This is a genomic window from Citrobacter sp. wls710 (assembly GCF_005281115.1).
In the GTDB taxonomy this organism is placed as follows: domain Bacteria; phylum Pseudomonadota; class Gammaproteobacteria; order Enterobacterales; family Enterobacteriaceae; genus Citrobacter; species Citrobacter werkmanii.
In genome coordinates this window covers 220720-237888 of record NZ_SZXD01000024.1, presented here as the reverse complement: position 1 = coordinate 237888, position 17169 = coordinate 220720, and the positions used below count along the sequence as shown (strand labels likewise).

Sequence of the window (17169 nt, the reverse complement as noted above, 5' to 3'; positions counted from 1 at the left end):
CGCCGGGGGCCAGATATGAAAACGGGCAACTACACTATGTGGTCCGTGACCATATGGGTACACCGAGAGAACTGCTGACGGAAACCGGCGAAGTGGTCCGGGCGCAGAAGCTGAGCGTGTGGGGTAAGGCGGAGCAGTATCGCTTCGGCGGACTAAGCGCGGCTAATGATGATGATACGGCACCGCACTGTCCGTGGCGCTTTGCGGGGCAGTATGCGGATGAAGAATCCAGATTGCACTATAACCGATTTCGGTACTATGATGCAGAGACGGGACAGTATGTTTCGCCGGATCCGATAGGGCTACGTGGGGGAATAAACAGTTATGTGTATGTACCTAATCCGCTGAGTTGGATTGATCCATTAGGGCTGTGTAGAACGGGTCCAAATGAAAATACAGGTCAAGGCTATCATAATGAAACTTATGCTCCAAAACCAGTAAAACCCAAAGATGCGGTAGATGGATGGGATGAGTTCCTCGGGCCTGGCCCACATACAAATATCCATCCAAGGACAGGACTTCCTGACCCAGACAGAATAGTTTCAGCGGATGGTACGCGAAGTATTCGTTACGGTAATCATGAAATGAATAGTGGACCAACTAAACATCATTATCATGAAGAAACTTGGACATATGATCCTGTCAATAATGTAATGAATGTCGATAATAGTGTTGTGAGGGTGCCTTTCCCAAAATGAAAAATATAACCTTAACTGAATTTGATGGCTCATTTGTGAAATTCCAAACCAATATAGGTAATGGTGTTGCAATTTGGTGTGGTGATGAATCACCTCCGGAATTTTGCTATGACTCAGAGCTGGACATAGACGATTCGTTCCAGTGGGGAGTTAATATATCTCATGTAAATGAAAGCAAAACTAGCATTGAAATAGTTGATGGCAAAGTGGTTTTTACTGCAAAAATATTATCGTATGAAGAAGATGGAATATTAACCATTTCACTAGATGAAGATGTAATTTTCATTGAGGTGTCACAAACTTCTATTATGAATGGCTATGTTTTATTTTCTACAACGCCTAATAATATTAAATTATATCCAGTTGTACTATGATTAACCCACTGAGATAATCCCATACCCCCTATTTTTATAAGATGGCACAATTGTCTAGGCTGGTAAGCAGCAACTCTGGGGCCGTGAAGAAGGCCAAAACCGAGAAGACGCCCCCACCTGCCACCTGTGCGTTCCGAGGCAGTATGAGGATGAAGAATCAGGGTTGCACTATAACCGGTTCCGGTACTATGATGCAGAGACGGGGCAGTATGTTTCGCCGGACCCGATAGTATTAGACGGTGGCATAAATTCTTATAGTAATGTTAGTAATCCGATAAAATACATTGACCCATTAGGGCTTCAAGCGATAAACGCTTCATTATCGGGAGGAAGTTATGCTTCGAGTTCAGCGCAAGGTGCATTGCTGCTTACACAGTATTATAGTACAGCAGAAAACGCAAATGATGTTATAGACAGATGTTATAGACAGTTTAAAAAACACAGGAAAACTACCTAGTAATTATGTAACAAAAGCGCAAGCACAAGCGGCTGGATGGTCTAAAGGGAAAGCGTTAGGGAATTATGTTCCTGGAGGGCAAATTGGTGGGGATATTTTTGCAAACAGTACAGGTATTGTTCCAGATGCACCAGGGAGAATATGGTATGAAGCTGATATAGGACTGAATAGTCAAATGTCGCGAGCGAAACAACCCGGAACAAGATTATTATATTCTAGTGATGGGTTAACTTATATAACATCAGATCATTATGATACAGCACAAGAACTGGGGCGTTGGCACTGTTAACAAAGGTGAACATTGTGAAAAAAATAATATTAGATGGGAACATCCAAAGAAATCCAATTGACATATATAAATTATTTTCAAATGAATTTGATTTTGGCCCGTATTTTGGTAATAATCCAGATGCTTTATTTGATTTTATGACACCAATTGATTCGGATGATAAACCAGTAGTTATATATTGGTACAATAGCGAAGTATTTAAATGCCATTACCCAAAAGAATTTGAACAACTCATTTTTGTATTTAATAAAATTTGCGACTTCGAAAACAAAGATAAAGAGGAATTCCAATTTAACATATTATAATTACTAATAAAGCTGTTCGCAGAGAAAATAAATGTATGTGTTTGGAAGATTACCTCCTGACTCTAAAATAAGGCCAAAGAGCAGTATTGTCGGTGCCACCGGAGAATGCTGACACTTACACCCTGGATGCCGCAGGTCAGCGCACCGCCACACACTATCCTGACAACCATATTATCCGTGAATATTATGACAGCGGTGACCGGCTTCTTCAGCGACAGGTAAGGCAACGGCGGGAGGAAGCGGAGCAGATAATCTCCACCACCGACTTCCGTTATGATGCGGAATTTCACCTTATCAGCGCCTGTACCCCGGATTCACGGGTGGAATTTGAGTACGATGCTGATGGTCAGGTTATCGCTGAAACCCTTAACGGTCGCCGGGTGGCGCACCGCTACGACCCACTGAGCGGCAGACCTGTCGCCTGGCAACTGGATGACGTGGCGGTGCAGTTCACCCTCGGCGTGATGGGCCGGATGACCCACTGGCAGATTAATGACCACCTCCCCCTCCAGTTCAGCCACGATGCGCTGGGCCGGGTAATAAAACCTGGCTGTTCCACTACGATGAACACGGCAGCCTGCGGGAGATGACCGATCCGCAGGGGCGGCATTGCCACTGGCATTACGGTGATCACGGAGAAGTATTACGACAGGCACTGCCGGATGGTGAGACCTGGCATTCCGGAAAGACAAGATTATTATCCTTAAAGCGTGGTAGCGCCTTTAACAAAGCCACCGCAGCGTCAGATAAAGGAACTCGATGCTTTTTACTGGCCTTCATTCTTTCCGCCGGGATACCCCATGTTTTAGCCTTCAAATCAATTTCACCCCATTCAGCGCCACGAATTTCCCCTGAACGGGCAACAGTCAGGATAGAGAACTCCAGAGCGCGGGCTAAAATCCCCGTTCTTGTACGAAGTTCTGTCATAAACATCCCCATCTCGCCATATGGCAGCGCAGCATGATGTTTTTTATTCTGTACCTTGCCTGGCATTGGCGAATATACACCTACTGAACCTTATTCAGACATAAATATGGGCCCCCTCACCGCCATATTTTAAGAAGAGCTCGTATGCAAGTACGGGCTTTTTTTTCGCATATTGCACGTCTGCGGAGGGATGAGAAGCCCCGACCGGGGTTCAGCTACTGTATACAGCCAGGATTAAACGCAGCACGGTAAAGAAACGGCCCCTCTCACCACTGGCAAGAGGGGCCGTTCGTTATGACCGGCTGTCGATTATGCGCCTACAGGCACATCATGCGCGGTGTTTTGCAGCACCGGTCCGGTATATTTCTCGATCTGCAACTGTGACATCTGCCCGCAGTTCCCCTGCGCCAGGCTGGAGGAACCGACGTCAAAGGTCAGACAGTTGACGTTACCGTTCTTACACAGCGAACCAGGCTGTGACGGATCGGCCGGGTCAAACCACGCCCCTTCGCTGATTCGCACCACCCCTTCACGGACGTTATCAGTGATCACCGCCCCTACTAGGATCTGCCCGCGATCGTTAAAGGCGCGAACCAGATCGCCCGCACTAATACCGCGAGCGGCCGCATCCTTCGGATGGATCCAGATAGCCTCACGGTCGGCTACCGCATACTTCTTACGCAGCGGCGTGTTGTCGAGCTGAGAGTGTAGACGGTTAATCGGGTGACCGGTATTCAGCGACAGCGGGTATTTCGCTGCTTCCGGCCCGCGATACCACTCGTGAGGCGGCATCCAGGTCGGGATCGCTTTACAGTCCTCGTAGCCCATTTTGGCAATGGCATCGGAATAGATTTCGATTTTGCCGGACGGCGTACCCAGCGGATTAAGCAGCGGATTCTCGCGGAAATCAGCAAAGCGTACCCACTGTTTATTCTCTTCCGGAATCGGGAAGCGAATGTAGTTGTTGGACGCCCAGAACATATCAAACGGCGGCAGCGCCACGCGTGCGTTACGCGCCTGGGCTTTCATGTCGTCATACATGCCTTTTAACCATAACATCTCATCTTTACCTTCGGTAAAGGCGTCGTGTACGCCGAGGATCTCGGCAATACCGGCAAAGACGTCAAAGTCATTTTTCGCTTCATGCTGTGGCGGCACACACTGGCGTAGCGAGAAGACGTAGAGCTGCGAGTAGTCGCCGCCCATGTCCAGGTCATTACGTTCATAGGTCGTGGTGACCGGCAGCACGATGTCGGCATGTTTGGCCGTTGCCGTCCAGTAAGGTTCGTTGACGACCACGGTCTCCGGGTTCTGCCAGGCTTTGACCAGGTTATTGGTATCCTGATGCTGGTGGAAGGTATTCCCCCCCGCCACGTAGACCATTTTAATATCCGGGTAGGTCACTTTCGTGCCGTTATAATCAATGGTCTTGCCAGGGTTCGCCAGCGCATCGGCAATGCGCGCCACTGGGAACGGTGTAATATCTTTTGCCGCCGGAGAGGTTGGGCTACCCGCCGAGATCCCGGCGAGAATGCCGCCGCGCGCGGTCGGGCTACCGCCAGAAGAGTAGTGATAGCTAAAGCCGAAGCCGCCGCCAGGCAGGCCAATCTGCCCCAGCATCGACGCCAGCGTCACCATCATCCAGTGCGCCTGTTCACCGTGGTGCTGGCGCTGAATGCCCCAACCGCCCATGATCATGGTGCGATGTTTTGCCATATCGCGCGCCAGCTGTTTGATCACCTCGGCATCAACACCGCTGATGTCCGCCGCCCAATTGGCGTCTTTCACAATACCGTCGTCCTGACCGGTCAGGTAGGCTTCAAACTTATCGAAGCCGACGGTATAGGTTTTCAGGAAGTCAGCGTTATGTAGTTTTTCCACCAACAGCGTATGGGCAATCCCCGCCATCAGCGCACAGTCGGTATAGCTGTGCGGGCCAATCCACTCGGCACCCAGCATACGGGCGCTGTCGCTGTGCACCGGATCGATACAGATCATCCGGGTGCCTTTTTTCTTCAGCGCTTCAAAACCAGTCTGGCTGACGTGATCCGGCAGGTTCCAGCTGTTTTTAAGCGTGATCATAGGGTTACAGCCAATCATCACCACCAGCTCGGTGTTTTCAATGACGTTCGGCCATGCGGTCTGCTGCTCATAAACCTCAACAGAGCCCACTACATGCGGCATTATTACCTGTGCGGCACCGGTCGAATAGTCGCCGGAGTAGCCGACAAAACCGCCTGCCAGGTTCATCATGCGCTGCAGTAGCGTTCTTGGGTTGTGGAACATCCCCACGCTTTTCCAGCCATAAGAGCCCGCATAGATAGAGGACGGTCCGTGCTCTTTCTGCAGACGGCTGATTTCACCGGCCACCAGATGCAGCGCCTTATCCCAGCTCACGCGCACCCACTCATCGCGGCCACGCAGCTCAGGTTTACAGTCTTTCGCGCCGCCTTCCAGCCAGCTTTTACGCACCATCGGGTACTTAATGCGGTTTTCGGCATACACCTGATAGGGTGCCATGGTAATCAGTTCGTTCGGATACGGATCGTCTTTCACCGGGCGAACGTCAACCATTTTGCCATCACGGACGATCGCTTCAAACGCGCCCCAGTGGGCACCGGTCAGAATGCCGCTTTCCGCCTGGCGCAGCGCTACAAACTGCGGCAGCGCCTGGCTTATCGCTTCGGCCAGCGCCGAGCGTGGCCACATTCCCGCCAGCAGAGGTGCCGCCATTAAAGCTCCGGCACCGGCCAGAAAACGGCGACGAGTCAGATTCATACCTGCTTCCTGGCTCTGCTCCGCCATGTCATGGTCATTATTCTTTTTCATCATGGCTCCTTATTTTTTGTCCTGATCGGCTGCTGCGGGCATGTCGCTCGCGTGTTTTTGTACGTACTGGGTCAGAAGACGAACCTGTTCCTGCGTCAGCGACGTACGACCGGACATGCCTTTAACCACCCCAATCCACTGGTTGGCATTAAAGCGATTCAACTCGGTAAGACCGTGGCAACCGGTACAGTTGTTAGCCATGAGATCGGAAGCGTAGCTCCAGATTTTTTGTTGATCGCCAATCAGACTTTTCGCCGGCAGCCAGACCTGCAGATCGACTTCATGCCAGACCTGTTTCGTCTCTTCATCGGTTACCGTACTGTTCACTTTCAGCGCTTTACGCGCTTCCTCGCCCAGCAGGGCGCTCATGATGCGTTTACCACGCGCGGCGTAGAATGCCTCGGTGACGCCATCCTGCTGCCAGCCTTTGACATCAGCCAGGACCATATCACCGTCACGTTTCACTACCTGCACTTCGGTGGAAGCCATCAGGTTACCATCGTTATGATCGGCGGTTTTCTCACTGAGCCAGAACGGTTGGGTTTGAATGGTGTACAGCGTGGTCGCCGTTGCCGGCGTTTTCGCTGCCGCATTCGCCAGTTCGCTCGCCCCTGCTGCCGCCAGGTCACTCATGTTCGGCAGAATGTGCGCGACGCCTTTATGACAATCGATACAGGTTTGACCCTCTTTGATCGCCACCGGGTGCTGCTTACGGGCTTCAGGGGTTTGCGCCAGAATATCCATCGCTTTGTAGTCGTGGCAGGAACGACAGGTTGCCGAGTCGTTCTTCTTCAACCCATCCCACACGCTCTGGGCCATCGCGAGCTTATGCGCCTCGTATTTTTCTGGGGTATCGATTTTGCCGGTCATTTCACCCCAGACATCTTTCAGGGCGCCAATTTTGGTCAGCATATAATCGATCGGCTGGTGGGGAACGTGGCAATCGGCACACTCGGCGCGAATACCTTTATTGTTCTGGAAATGCACACTGCCCTGATATTCCGCCAGAGGTTGTTGCATGGTATGACACGACACGCAGAATTCGGTATCGCTGGTTTTATGCATGATAGTTGCCGTACCCGCCAGCAGCACGACACCAATAATGATCCCAACCAGCAGGGCGATAAATATAATTTTTCGCCTACCTGAACGTTCCAGTGAAAGTTTTCTCATCTTATTATTTAACCCTTTTCCTAAAATAAAGACGCAATAGTCCTTGCCACATGACAATCGCTATATAAAAATATTTATAGCGATTACCGTCATCTTCTAATCCAACAATGCTTATGGAAGTTTGATTCTGCGGGCTAATCATCAGAGGTTGATTAGCCGATAATTTCAGCGTGGTATCACATTGCAAATCGAGCAAACCTTCGTGCAAATGTTGATATATTTTGATTATTTCAGTGTAGCGATTTGTTCTTTTTTCGCGCGGTCGATACTACGAATAATGATCTCTCGTTGGCTATCGTCCGGCGGTAACAGTTTCAGCATCAGTTGCCATGCCGCTATCGCTTTATCATATTGTTGATGCTCAAAGGCGTTAAACGCCACAAGGCTGAGCACCCGTACATCGTTATGGTTATTTTTGAGCAACGTATCAAGCAACTGCTGGGCTTCACGGCTATCATTCGGATCCGTAGAGTGCAGCAATGCTTCGGTGTAGCCCAGCTGCGCATCCGCATTTCCCGGCGCCAACTGTCGCGCTTTATCAAACGCCTGTAACGCAGCCCCGGGGTTGTTCAGCACCAGTTGTAGCCTGCCGAGCATCGTCCAGCTTAGCTGGTCTGCCGGATATTGTTGCAGACGGGTACGTAGCCCCAGCGCCAGGCGAAACAGCTCTTCTTCCGACAGCGGTTTCCCCTGGGGATCCATCACGCGCTGCATCAGTTGCGGCGTTTGTTGCACGACCTGCTGCCACTCAATTACACGGGGGACGTAACTCGTTCGGACGAATACCCCTACGCATAAAGAGGTTAGTATAATAACCCCGAGAATATACACCCAATAGCTACTATTTTTGTTATCCGTTTTTGGCGACTCAGGCAAATCTTCCAATAAATTCAAGCGTAAATCGTCAACCAACTGCTGTTGCTGAGCCGCATTTACCGGAGAAATGTCTTCATCAAGCTCCTGAAGACGCGCACGAAAAATCATATGATTCATCGTGTTACGATCAACGCGCTGTCTGCCTGACCAGGGAATGAACAGCAATGCCGCCGTCCCCAGCAGTAAAATTATCATGATGAGAAAAGCGACGATCATTTCAGGGTCCTTTTGTTTTCATCGAGAAGCGCTTGCAAACGCGCCTGCTCATGCGGACTGAGTTCCGTTTCCTGCGCGGCCCGCGGGCGACGGCTTAAACGGAAAATGACCAGCGCGCCGCCCAGAACAAAACAGGCGGGGAGCAGCCAGAGGATCAGCGTAGCCAACGTTACCGGCGGTTCATAGGTGACGAAGTTACCGTAGCGCGCCACCATATAATCGGTAATTTGCTGATTGCTTTGCCCCTCCTCCATCAGTTGCCAGACTTTTTTACGCATATCGGCGGCAATCATCGAATTGGAGTCGGCAATACTGTTGTTTTGGCATTTCGGGCAGCGCAGTTGCGCGGTCAGTTGGCGGAACTGCTGCTCCTGAGCCTCATTTTTAAACGGATAAGTGTCAATCGCCGCCAGCGCCTGAAACGATAGCAACGCTGTCAGCAACGTCATTAGCAAAAACCTCACGCGCTGCCCTCCCGACTGTATTTATTCCACAACGGCAGAATTTCCTGCTGCCATACCTGTTCGTTCAGATCGCCCGCATGGCGGTAGCGAATAATGCCTTTGCCATCGATAAGGAAGGTTTCCGGCGCACCGTAGACACCGAGATCCAATCCCAGCATACCGTCACCATCAAACACTCCCTGCGCGTACGGATTACCCAGCTCGTGCAGCCAGTCCAACGCCTTCTGGCGATCGTCTTTATAGTTAATGCCCACGATGCGAATGCCCTGCGCCGCAAGGGAACGCAGGTATTGGTGCTCCGCGCGGCAGGTTGGGCACCAGGTCGCCCAGACGTTAAGCAGCACCGGCTTCCCGTTGATAATACTGGACGCGTCCAGCATCACATCAGGCTTCTCCAGCGATGCCAGATGAAACGCGGGGAGCGGTTTGCCAACCAGCGCCGACTCCAGCGCCGTTGGGTCATCGCCGTCGCTATTGCGCAGCAGTTGCCACATCAGCGCCGCCACCAGAACCAGAAAGATAACCAGCGGCAGATAAAGGACTTTGCGGTTCATTGTGCGTTCTCCGGCAGCGATTTACGCAAGCGGTAGCGCGGGTCCAGAATGCATAATACGCCGCCAAGCGCCATTAACATTCCGCCAAACCAGATCCAGCGAACAAACGGTTTGTAGTACAGGCGCACCGCCCAACTGCCATCATCCAGTTCTTCACCCAGCGCGGCATACAGATCGCGCACCAGCCCGCCGTCGATGGCGGCCTCGGTCATCTCCATCCGGCTGCTGCTGTAGACGCGTTTTTCTGCCCGCAGGGTGCTGATGTGTTGTCCGTCCTGCGAGACGTCAATCACCGCTTCGCCGCCAAAATAGTTCGGGCCGGTAATGTCCTGAACGTCGCGGAAGACAAAGTGATATTGATGAATATCGGCGCTATCACCCGGCTTCATACGCACATCGCGCTCAATGCTATAGTTCTGGCTAAAGGCGATGCCAATCACCGTCACCACCAGCCCGACATGCCCAGCCACCATCCCCCAGTGGCTGCGCCCCAGGCGAGTTAGCCCGCGCCAGAAGGTATGGCGATCGGTCGCGCGTTCCACTACCTCCATCACTGTCAGAACCAACGCCCACAGCGACATCAGCAGACCAAGCACGGTCATCGCCTTAATACGGTCCTGCATCAGCCACGGCAGCACCACTGCCAGCACAATCGACACCAGCGCCGCAACCAGCAGCCGCTTACGCAGCTTATGCAATTCATCGCGCCGCCAGCGTACCAGCGGCCCAATCCCCAGCAACAGCGAGAAGGGAATCATCAGCACGATAAACAGCGAATTAAAGAATGGTTCACCGATTGAGATACTACCCAGCCCCAATAATTTATGAATCAGCGGCAGTAGTGTGCCCAACAGCACCACCAACATCGCGGCGATCAGCAGGACGTTATTCCCCAACAGCATCGACTCGCGCGACCACAGCTCATGCCGTACCCGAGAGCGCACCTTCCCGCCTTTAATGGCAAACAACAGCAGCGAACCGCCGATGGTGATCACCAGCAGCGCCAAAATAAACAGGCCGCGCGTCGGATCAGAGGCGAATGAGTGCACAGAAATGAGTACCCCGGAACGCACCAGGAAGGTGCCAAGCAGGCAGAGCGAGAAGGCGAGGATTGCCAGCAGCACGGTCCAGGATTTGAAGCTACCCCGCTTCTCCGTTACAGACAGTGAGTGAATCAGTGCCGTTCCGGCCAGCCACGGCATCAGCGAGGCATTTTCGACTGGATCCCAGAACCACCAACCGCCCCAGCCCAGCTCGTAGTATGCCCAGGCAGAACCCAACACGATGCCCACCGTCAGGAAGCTCCACGCCGCCAGCGTCCACGGACGCGACCAGCGCGCCCAGGCGCTGTCCAGACGCCCGGTCATGAGCGAAGCGATGGCAAAAGCAAAGGCGACGGAAAAGCCCACGTAACCCATGTACAACATCGGTGGATGAAAAATCAGACCAATATCCTGCAGCATCGGATTCAGGTCGCGGCCTTCGATCGGAAAGTCCGGCAGCGTGCGTACAAACGGGTTCGAGGTCAGCAGGATGAACACCAGAAAGCAAAAGGAGATCATCCCCATCACCGCCAGCACGCGGGATGATGCTTCCAGGGGAATGTTGCGGCTCAGCGCCGCCACTGCAAAGGTCCAGCCGCTCATCAGGAGCACCCAAAGCAGCAGCGACCCTTCGTGCGCCCCCCAGGTAGCCGCCACGCGATACCATACCGGCAGCAGCGTATTCGAGTTGCTGGCGACATACTGAACGGTGAAATCATTCACCACAAAAGCGTAAACCAGTATCAGGAATGACCCGAGGATCGCCGCAAACATGGCGAATGACAGCGGTTTCGCCAGTGCCATCATCCGCGTATCCTGGCGCATCGCACCCCAGGTCGGATACAGCCCGAGCAGGCAGGAAATACCCAGCGCCAGACACAGCAGAAAATGCCCAATTTCAGGGATCATTGCGCGGCTCCTTGTTGATTTCCGGCAGGGTGATGATTTTCGTCCATCGCCTCTTTAATCTCCGGAGGGGTATAGTTTTCATCGTGTTTCGCCAACACCTCTTTGGCACGGATATGGGTGCCGTCTTGCAGCGTTCCCTGTGCCACCACACCCTGCCCTTCTCTGAACAGCGCTGGCAGGATCCCTGTATAGCTCACCTCTACCACGCCGCGCGCATCGTAGAGCTTAAAGGTCACGTCCAGCGTTTTATCGTCACGCTTCACGCTGCCGGGCATCACCATGCCGCCAATGCGCAGGCGCTGTCCCGGCTCCGGCTTCTGGCCATTTTCCCGCTTGCCGTAAATGATTTCCCCCGGCGTATAGAAGAGATCGATATTGGCGCTGAGCGCATACATCACCAGTCCGACCGTCAGCGCCAGTCCTCCCAACACGCTACAGGCAAGCCAGAGTCGTACCTTACGCCGCGGATTCACAACGCCTCTCCTTTTTTACGCGCCGCCTGCATCCGGCGCTCGCGCGCCATCTGACGCTGAACGTCAGCCAGCAGCGCCCTGCGCTGCCAGCATGCATGCCAGACCACAATCAGCAGCGAGAACGCCGTCACGGCAACTGCCAGCCAGACATAAAAGGCGTAGCCGCCCATCTGCCAGAAATCACTCCAGGAGTGGAAAGCGCTCGTCATGAATTAACCTCGTTTTTGCGCCCGGAAACCAGCTGCGCCACCCATGGGCGGCGACGTTCCTGCAGCAGAATCAAATTACGCATACGCATTAATGTCAGAGTAATAAAAAGGAATAAGAAGCCGAAAATCGTTAAACGCAACGGCATACGCATAGATGGGTCGATGGTTTTCTGCATATTGGTCGACCCCTGATGCAGGGTGTTCCACCATTCAACGGAAAAATGAATAATCGGCAAATTGACCACCCCGACCAGAACGAGGATCCCGGCGGCGCGCCCGGCCAGGCGGCGGTCATCAAAGGCGTGATACAAGCCAATCACGCCGACATATAAGAACAGCAGCACCAGCTCGGAAGTCAGACGCGCATCCCACACCCACCAGGTGCCCCACATTGGTTTGCCCCAGGCAGAACCAGTGACCAGCGCGATGAAGGTATAGACAGCGCCGGGAAACGCCATCGCCATCACCGCGTTGTCCGCCATTTTCATTTGCCAAATCAGGCCCACAAAGGCAGTCACCGCCATCGAGCCATAAATCCCCATCGACCAGATAGCCGCGGGCACATGCAGATACATGATGCGATAGCTTTCGCCCTGCTGATAATCCGCTGGGGCGTAGACAAAGCCCCAGATACAGCCCACCACCAGAAACAGCGCGCTCAGGATAGCCATTGCCGGAATAAATCGCCCGCAGACCTTATACAACCGCTCTGGAATGGCGAGTTGGTGTAACGCTTTCCACATTTTTTCTTTGCCTCATATTCCCGCAGATGACGGGAGTTATTGCACGCTGATTCGTAACGCTGCCGCAGTGGCGAACGGACTTAAGGTGGCGCTTCCTGCCAGGAAGGCCCCGAGGATCGCCAGATAGCCGTCAACCGGCAGCAGCATCTGCGCCGCGCCCACGGCGGCGGTCGCAAAAATTAATAAAGGGATCATCAACGGCAGCACCAGCAGGCTGAGCAATACGCCGCCGCGCCGCAATCCGACGGTCAGCCCGACGCCAATCGCACCAATAAAACTGAGCGTGGGCGTACCCAACAATAGCGTAAGCGCCAGCACTTGCCACTCCGCAACGGAGAGGCCAAACAGCGTGGCGATAAGCGGAGAGATGATTAACAGCGGTAGCCCGGAAACCACCCAGTGCGCGGCGACTTTCGCCAGCACCACCAGCGAAAGCGGGACTGGCATCAGCATCATCTGCTGCAACGAACCGTCCAGCCAGTCATCACGAAACAGCCGATCCATTGCCAGCAGTGAGGAGAGTAGCGCCGCTACCCAGACGATGCCGGGGGCAATTTGCCGCAGCAGCTGTGGCTCAGGGCCAATACTGAGTGGAAACAGCGTGACGATAATCAGGAAGAACCACAGCGGGTTGATAATTTCGGCAAAGTTACGAAAGGCAAGGCGCAGGTCGCGCCAGAAAATCTGCGCGATCATGCCACAGCCGCCTCATATTCATTGAGCGTAATGGTGCGCAACGGGACGCACAGAGGCCGTAAAGGTTGATGGGTTGTCAGAATGACCGCGCCGCCCTGGACGACATGCTGTTCCAGTCGTGAGGTCAGTTTTTGCACACCGGCCACGTCCAACGCAGTAAAGGGTTCATCTAAAATCCAGAACGTTGTGCGGCTTAGCCACAGTCTGGCCAGCGCCACGCGCCGCTGCTGCCCGGCAGAAAGCTGCGCCACAGCAACATCTTCAAAACCGACCAGTCCGACCTGCTCCAGCGCTTGCCAGCGCGTCTCAAGTGACGCCTGCGGGTGATAAAAACGCAAATTTTCCTCCGCCGTCAGCCCTCCTTTTACGCCAACCTGATGGCCAAGCCACAACAGTTGACGATGCCAGTCGTCACGCATCCGATGCAGCGGTTTACCCTGCCACAAAATCTGCCCTTCACTCGGCGTTGATAATCCCGTTAGTAGCTGTAATAAAGAGGTTTTTCCTGCCCCATTAGGTCCCGATATTTGGACAACTTCGCCGGGCTGAATAGAACATGATAGGCGGCAAAAGAGTTGACGTTCATCCCGCAGGCACGCAATATTTTTTAATTCAAGCATTAGAAGGCGGATCCAGTTCGGGAGCGCAGAATATTCAAGGATCTACAGTATAGCGAAAGTATGCGTTTCAGTTTGCCAAATATGTTAAAAAATATAAAACGCTTATGATCTGGAACATTATCGTAATATTTATCGCATCACGCATGTTTCATTATTATTAATAAAACCCGCCGATAAAGTGATTCCCGCCATTTTTTCGCCAGCCATCAACCACGTCAACTCATCCGCGCCCTACAAGTGTTCAATTAACATACATAAATGCGGCATATGCATTTTTAATATTAAAACTTAGGAAGGACAGTGCTGATATTAATCTTTTCTCTCTTTGCTTATATGCTAGGTTAATACACGTTTAAAATACAGGGATAATAAAATGAGTGTTACTTATGTTGTTGTTTTAACCTATATTAAACCGTTAAATGAAGTCGATAGCCTACTTCCCGCCCACGTAGAATGGCTGAAAAAAGGCTATGCGGAAGGTTTATTCCTGGCATCAGGCCGCAAAATCCCACGTTCCGGTGGTGTGATATTGGCAAAATGTGATGATGCTGAAAAACTACAACACTATCTGAGCCTGGATCCCTTCCAGCAGGCTGGCGTCGCGAAAGTTGAGTTGATTCCATTTGAAGCGACCATGACGACTGCCGCCCTAAAAGATATTCTGTAATACCGCTAAAACAAAGCCCGGTTTCCCGGGCCTTGAAGACGGCATACTCATCAATTATAAGCGTTGAGCGTCCGCTGACAGAGGGCCGAGCGAACGCAATCATCTTTATTGAAACGAACGATCCCAACCATTTCATCTTCTTCGAAACGGGCCAGCGCGTCGCTTAGCCCTGAGCGAACGTGCGCAGGTAGATCGCACTGGGTTACATCCCCATTCACAATCACCGTCACATTCTCCCCGAGGCGAGTCAAAAACATCTTCATTTGCGCAGCAGTGACATTCTGAGCCTCGTCAAGAATGACCACGGCATTTTCAAATGTACGTCCACGCATATAGGCGAACGGCGCGATTTCCACCTTACCAATCTCAGGTCGCAGACAATATTGCATAAAGGAGGCTCCCAGACGTTTCACCAGCACGTCATACACCGGGCGGAAATAGGGAGCGAACTTCTCGGAAACATCTCCAGGTAAGAAGCCGAGATCTTCATCAGCTTGCAGAACCGGACGGGTTACAATAATCCTGTCCACGTCTTTATGGATCAGAGCCTCTGCTGCTTTTGCCGCGCTGATCCAGGTTTTACCACACCCGGCTTCACCGGTGGCGAAGATCAGCTGTTTACTCTCGATAGCATTCAGGTAGTGCGCCTGAGCCTCATTTCGCGCCGTGATTGGCGTGGCATCGCGACTATCACGCGCCATTCCGATCGCTTCTACGCCGCCCATCTGCACAAGCGAGGTGACCGATTCATCTTCACGTTGCTTATGGCTACGCGAGTCCCGCCTCAGCACCCGTTTTGCTTCGCGACGAGCTTTGATCACTGCTTTTTGTCTTCCCATGGATAGCACCTTGAGTTGTAGGTATACATCACACGCGCCGTTGGCGGCACGATTATGCGCACGAACATCTGAGGGTTGGCTTCCTTGTAAGCCATTGCTTGCTTTTGGATAAGACGCCACCCACGGCTACGCGCACCGTACAGGGCGTCAGTTACAAGGATAAAAAGTGAAAGGGGGAGATATTTAGCGGTGACGAAGTGGCTACCGGAAGAGAAACGTCCGCGTAAGGTACTGCTGTTACTGTGAAAAACGTGTCCAGTACAGGACTTTTCCATTCGCGATCTCCATAGTGAACAACTATCACCGCCGGGAACTACCGCTGTTACTTATAAGTACATCATAATCTTTCGCTAATGCAACAATATTTTTACTTGCCATTAACTTGATTTTGACTTGTCGCCACAGACAGTCTCTTGCAGAGAGATGACAAAATTATTTCATTCACAGACCGATCATAAAAAATAATTCGTTCATTCATGAAGATGTCAGTAAATGCCCCGCCGCGCTGCGGGGCATAGGTATCAAGCTTCGAGCAAGGTCTGTCCGAGATAATGATCTGCGGTTTTAACTCCCGGCAACGCAAAGAAGTAACCGCCACCAATTGGTTTGACATACTCCTCAAGCGCTTCACCGTTCAGGCGTTTTTGCACCGTCAGAAAACCTTTTTCCAGATCGTGCTGATAGCAGACGAACAACAGTCCCATATCAAGTTGACCGGAATTGGTCACGCCGAGCGAATAACTGTAGCCGCGACGCATCATCAGGCTGGACTCGGTCTCCTTCGTACGCGGGTTTGCCAGACGGATATGGCTGTCGAGTGCAATCACCTCACCTTCTGGATCGCTGGCATAGTCAGGCACATCGTGCTCATGCTGCATACCCAGCGGCGCACCGGTGTGTTTATTGCGACCAAAAATCGTTTGCTGCTCTTTCAGCGGCGTGCGATCCCAAAACTCCACGCGGAACTGAATGAGCCGCACGGCCTGATAGCTGCCACCTTGCGCCCACGCAGGTTCGCCCTGCCCGTCCGTAACCCACACCACGTTTTGCATCAGCTTCACATCTGTAGCGTCCGGGTTCGCGGTACCGTCCTTAAAGCCAAGCAAGTTGACCGGGGTCTCTTTCCCTTTACTGCGCGCGGCGTGATCGGAAATAAATCCTTCACGTTTCCAGCGAACGCTGAGCAGATCGGGCGTATGTTTGATGATATCGCGCAGCGCATGGATGACTGTATCCTGCGTGTTGGCGCAAATCTGCAACAGCAGATCGCCATGGCACAGCGCTGCATCCAAAGAATCATTCGGGAAGCGCGTCATTTTTTGCAGCTTTTTCGGCATCTGCGGTTTCAGGCCAAAACGCTCATCAAACAGCGAGGAGCCGACCGACATCGTGATCGTCAGATTGTCTGGTGCAATGTATGCGCCAAGGATACCGGAATCCATCGGCGGTAACCGCGGATTCGGCGTATCCGGCGCGGGTCCACCGGTAGTCAGAAACGCAAATCGCCGGGTTAGCAGCCGGAACAGACGTTCAAGATCGGCCTTATCGCTGGCTAGAACATCGAACGCCACCAGCATCATAGATGCCTGTTGCGGCGTCAGGATCCCCGCCTGATGTTGACCATAAAACGGCTGCACTTCACTGCGAGCATCAGGAGACAACGTTCCCGGCGCGCTTTGCGGTTTTTGCGCATGGGCAACCGGGCATCCACCTACCAACGCCAGCGCGCCACCCAAGGCGCCCATTCCTTTCAACAAACGTCGGCGTGACGGTTCGCTCACGCCGTTTTCATTTTCTTGCTGCATAGT

21 protein-coding genes and 1 pseudogene are annotated in these 17169 nt (G+C 52.6%); 7 read left to right on the top strand and 15 right to left on the bottom strand.

The window, feature by feature from the left end; all coding sequences use genetic code 11:
* From FDX14_RS25610 to FDX14_RS08230, 6 genes are all read left to right on the top strand, one after another.
* Positions 1-698, top strand: a 698-nt coding sequence (locus tag FDX14_RS25610) for an RHS repeat-associated core domain-containing protein (RefSeq protein ID WP_213083833.1), incomplete at its 5' end; no start/stop codon positions are given.
* Positions 695-1072 carry a hypothetical protein gene (locus FDX14_RS08250; protein WP_061381810.1) on the top strand — a complete coding sequence of 126 codons (378 nt, stop codon included), beginning with the start codon at positions 695-697 and terminating at the stop codon, positions 1070-1072. The genes FDX14_RS25610 and FDX14_RS08250, both read left to right, overlap by 4 nt.
* A gap of 124 nt (positions 1073-1196) precedes the next feature.
* Positions 1197-1529, top strand: a complete 333-nt coding sequence (locus FDX14_RS25725; protein ID WP_094301024.1) for an RHS repeat-associated core domain-containing protein — start codon at positions 1197-1199, stop codon at positions 1527-1529.
* Positions 1495-1818, top strand: coding sequence for a ribonuclease domain-containing protein (locus FDX14_RS08240; RefSeq protein WP_094301025.1), 324 nt, complete (start codon positions 1495-1497; stop codon positions 1816-1818). The genes FDX14_RS25725 and FDX14_RS08240 overlap by 35 nt, the downstream gene beginning before the upstream one ends.
* Before the next feature lie 14 nt (positions 1819-1832).
* A complete protein-coding gene (locus tag FDX14_RS08235; RefSeq protein ID WP_061381811.1) occupies positions 1833-2123 on the top strand; it encodes a barstar family protein in 291 nt (96 codons plus the stop codon).
* An 86-nt stretch (positions 2124-2209) separates the two neighbouring features.
* Positions 2210-2713 carry a hypothetical protein gene (locus FDX14_RS08230; RefSeq protein WP_137349326.1) on the top strand — a complete coding sequence of 168 codons (504 nt, stop codon included), beginning with the start codon at positions 2210-2212 and terminating at the stop codon, positions 2711-2713.
* 91 nt (positions 2714-2804) lie between these two features.
* Here the strand turns inward: FDX14_RS08230 and FDX14_RS08225 are convergent.
* The 12 genes and pseudogenes from FDX14_RS08225 to ccmA all read right to left on the bottom strand — a co-directional run.
* Positions 2805-3119 (bottom strand): annotated as a pseudogene (locus FDX14_RS08225) (tyrosine-type recombinase/integrase); the annotation flags it as partial.
* A 240-nt stretch (positions 3120-3359) separates the two neighbouring features.
* Positions 3360-5879, bottom strand: a complete 2520-nt coding sequence (torA, locus tag FDX14_RS08220; protein WP_137349325.1) for a trimethylamine-N-oxide reductase TorA — start codon at positions 5877-5879, stop codon at positions 3360-3362.
* A gap of 9 nt (positions 5880-5888) precedes the next feature.
* Complete coding sequence (locus tag FDX14_RS08215) at positions 5889-7052, bottom strand: NapC/NirT family cytochrome c (RefSeq protein ID WP_137349324.1); 1164 nt, start codon at positions 7050-7052, stop codon at positions 5889-5891.
* Between the two features lie 225 nt (positions 7053-7277).
* Positions 7278-8144 carry a c-type cytochrome biogenesis protein CcmI gene (gene ccmI, locus FDX14_RS08210; protein ID WP_042309383.1) on the bottom strand — a complete coding sequence of 289 codons (867 nt, stop codon included), beginning with the start codon at positions 8142-8144 and terminating at the stop codon, positions 7278-7280.
* Positions 8141-8593: a cytochrome c-type biogenesis protein gene (locus FDX14_RS08205; protein WP_042309384.1), complete on the bottom strand. Its 453-nt coding sequence runs from the start codon at positions 8591-8593 to the stop codon at positions 8141-8143. The genes ccmI and FDX14_RS08205 overlap by 4 nt, the downstream gene beginning before the upstream one ends.
* Positions 8594-8604: 11 nt before the next feature.
* The gene (locus FDX14_RS08200) at positions 8605-9162 is read right to left on the bottom strand and encodes a DsbE family thiol:disulfide interchange protein (RefSeq protein ID WP_042309387.1); all 558 of its coding nucleotides are present in this window, start codon (positions 9160-9162) and stop codon (positions 8605-8607) included.
* On the bottom strand, positions 9159-11114 hold the full coding sequence (locus FDX14_RS08195) for a heme lyase CcmF/NrfE family subunit (RefSeq protein ID WP_079224732.1): 1956 nt from the start codon (positions 11112-11114) through the stop codon (positions 9159-9161). Before FDX14_RS08195 ends, FDX14_RS08200 begins: the two co-directional genes overlap by 4 nt.
* On the bottom strand, positions 11111-11587 hold the full coding sequence (ccmE, locus tag FDX14_RS08190) for a cytochrome c maturation protein CcmE (RefSeq protein WP_042309391.1): 477 nt from the start codon (positions 11585-11587) through the stop codon (positions 11111-11113). Before ccmE ends, FDX14_RS08195 begins: the two co-directional genes overlap by 4 nt.
* A complete protein-coding gene (gene ccmD, locus FDX14_RS08185) occupies positions 11584-11796 on the bottom strand; it encodes a heme exporter protein CcmD (protein WP_042309392.1) in 213 nt (70 codons plus the stop codon). The genes ccmE and ccmD overlap by 4 nt, the downstream gene beginning before the upstream one ends.
* A complete protein-coding gene (locus tag FDX14_RS08180) occupies positions 11793-12539 on the bottom strand; it encodes a heme ABC transporter permease (protein WP_137349323.1) in 747 nt (248 codons plus the stop codon). The genes ccmD and FDX14_RS08180 overlap by 4 nt, the downstream gene beginning before the upstream one ends.
* Positions 12540-12575: 36 nt before the next feature.
* Positions 12576-13235, bottom strand: coding sequence for a heme exporter protein CcmB (ccmB, locus tag FDX14_RS08175; RefSeq protein ID WP_079224734.1), 660 nt, complete (start codon positions 13233-13235; stop codon positions 12576-12578).
* Entirely contained in the window at positions 13232-13855 is a 624-nt protein-coding gene (ccmA, locus tag FDX14_RS08170; protein ID WP_042309396.1) for a cytochrome c biogenesis heme-transporting ATPase CcmA, read from the bottom strand. Before ccmA ends, ccmB begins: the two co-directional genes overlap by 4 nt.
* A 373-nt stretch (positions 13856-14228) precedes the next feature.
* Here ccmA and FDX14_RS08165 point away from each other — a divergent pair, with 373 nt between their 5' ends.
* Positions 14229-14522 carry a YciI family protein gene (locus FDX14_RS08165; RefSeq protein WP_042309397.1) on the top strand — a complete coding sequence of 98 codons (294 nt, stop codon included), beginning with the start codon at positions 14229-14231 and terminating at the stop codon, positions 14520-14522.
* Positions 14523-14572: 50 nt separating this feature from the next.
* Here the strand turns inward: FDX14_RS08165 and phoH are convergent, their stop codons facing one another.
* The 3 genes from phoH to efeB form a co-directional block, all read right to left on the bottom strand.
* The gene (gene phoH / locus FDX14_RS08160; protein WP_006685183.1) at positions 14573-15361 is read right to left on the bottom strand and encodes a phosphate starvation-inducible protein PhoH; all 789 of its coding nucleotides are present in this window, start codon (positions 15359-15361) and stop codon (positions 14573-14575) included.
* Positions 15340-15636, bottom strand: coding sequence for a hypothetical protein (locus tag FDX14_RS25145; protein ID WP_042309399.1), 297 nt, complete (start codon positions 15634-15636; stop codon positions 15340-15342). Before FDX14_RS25145 ends, phoH begins: the two co-directional genes overlap by 22 nt.
* 246 nt (positions 15637-15882) lie before the next feature.
* Complete coding sequence (gene efeB / locus FDX14_RS08155; RefSeq protein ID WP_137349322.1) at positions 15883-17166, bottom strand: iron uptake transporter deferrochelatase/peroxidase subunit; 1284 nt, start codon at positions 17164-17166, stop codon at positions 15883-15885.
* Between the last annotated feature and the right edge of the window lie 3 nt (positions 17167-17169).

Bases quoted from the DNA above. Each gene is read 5' to 3' on its own strand.
- FDX14_RS08250 (WP_061381810.1), top strand. From the start codon at position 695: ATGAAAAATATAACCTTAACTGAATTTGATGGCTCATTTGTGAAATTC.
- torA (WP_137349325.1), bottom strand. From the start codon at position 5,879: ATGAAAAAGAATAATGACCATGACATGGCGGAGCAGAGCCAGGAAGCA.
- FDX14_RS08215 (WP_137349324.1), bottom strand. From the start codon at position 7,052: ATGAGAAAACTTTCACTGGAACGTTCAGGTAGGCGAAAAATTATATTT.
- ccmI (WP_042309383.1), bottom strand. From the start codon at position 8,144: ATGATCGTCGCTTTTCTCATCATGATAATTTTACTGCTGGGGACGGCG.
- FDX14_RS08205 (WP_042309384.1), bottom strand. From the start codon at position 8,593: ATGACGTTGCTGACAGCGTTGCTATCGTTTCAGGCGCTGGCGGCGATT.
- FDX14_RS08200 (WP_042309387.1), bottom strand. From the start codon at position 9,162: ATGAACCGCAAAGTCCTTTATCTGCCGCTGGTTATCTTTCTGGTTCTG.
- FDX14_RS08195 (WP_079224732.1), bottom strand. From the start codon at position 11,114: ATGATCCCTGAAATTGGGCATTTTCTGCTGTGTCTGGCGCTGGGTATT.
- ccmD (WP_042309392.1), bottom strand. From the start codon at position 11,796: ATGACGAGCGCTTTCCACTCCTGGAGTGATTTCTGGCAGATGGGCGGC.
- FDX14_RS08180 (WP_137349323.1), bottom strand. From the start codon at position 12,539: ATGTGGAAAGCGTTACACCAACTCGCCATTCCAGAGCGGTTGTATAAG.
- ccmB (WP_079224734.1), bottom strand. From the start codon at position 13,235: ATGATCGCGCAGATTTTCTGGCGCGACCTGCGCCTTGCCTTTCGTAAC.
- ccmA (WP_042309396.1), bottom strand. From the start codon at position 13,855: ATGCTTGAATTAAAAAATATTGCGTGCCTGCGGGATGAACGTCAACTC.
- FDX14_RS08165 (WP_042309397.1), top strand. From the start codon at position 14,229: ATGAGTGTTACTTATGTTGTTGTTTTAACCTATATTAAACCGTTAAAT.
- phoH (WP_006685183.1), bottom strand. From the start codon at position 15,361: ATGGGAAGACAAAAAGCAGTGATCAAAGCTCGTCGCGAAGCAAAACGG.
- FDX14_RS25145 (WP_042309399.1), bottom strand. From the start codon at position 15,636: ATGGAAAAGTCCTGTACTGGACACGTTTTTCACAGTAACAGCAGTACC.
- efeB (WP_137349322.1), bottom strand. From the start codon at position 17,166: ATGCAGCAAGAAAATGAAAACGGCGTGAGCGAACCGTCACGCCGACGT.